This window comes from Oleiphilus sp. HI0043 (assembly GCF_001634935.1).
Genome location: NZ_LWEY01001425.1, coordinates 1 through 624 on the forward strand (window position 1 = coordinate 1; position 624 = coordinate 624).

Sequence of the window (624 nt, forward strand, 5' to 3'; positions counted from 1 at the left end):
CCACCTATCATATGAACACCAAGTACTCTGTCCGTCTTAGCATCTGCTAATACCTTAACCATACCTGCAGTGTTATTCGCTGCCATTGCACGGCCATTTGCAGCAAACGGACAAGTACCAACGTTATACTCAACACCGTCAGCCTTTAGCTGCTCTTCAGTACGTCCAACCCAAGAGATTTCAGGGTTGGTATAGATAACCCCGGGAATCGTATCGTAATTAACTTCAGTCTTTTGACCAGCAATACGCTCAGCAACCATAACCCCCTCTTCAGAGCCTTTATGCGCTAGCATTGGACCACGTACAACATCGCCTACGGCATAAACACCCGGAACGCCTGTATTACAATGGTCATCTACGAAGATAAATCCGCGCTCATCGAGGTTTACACCGCTATCAGCCGCTAACAAGTCTTCTGTTACTGGTCGGCGACCGACAGCGACTATCAACTTATCAACCTTAAGTTCTTGCGCACCTTTGGTATCTTCATAGCTAACGTTTACGAGGCCGCGCTTGATATCGGTACCATTAACACGCGCCTTTAATTTAATATCCAAGCCCTGCTTCTTAAATTGCTTAAGCGCTTCTTTTGCAATTTGCTGATCAACAGAACTTAAGAAGGTA

At 45.8% G+C, this 624-nt stretch carries 1 protein-coding gene; it reads right to left on the bottom strand.

From position 1 onward, the window contains the following. A partial coding sequence (locus A3729_RS20065) for an FAD-dependent oxidoreductase (RefSeq protein WP_197475944.1) occupies positions 1-624 on the bottom strand: 624 nt, incomplete at both ends.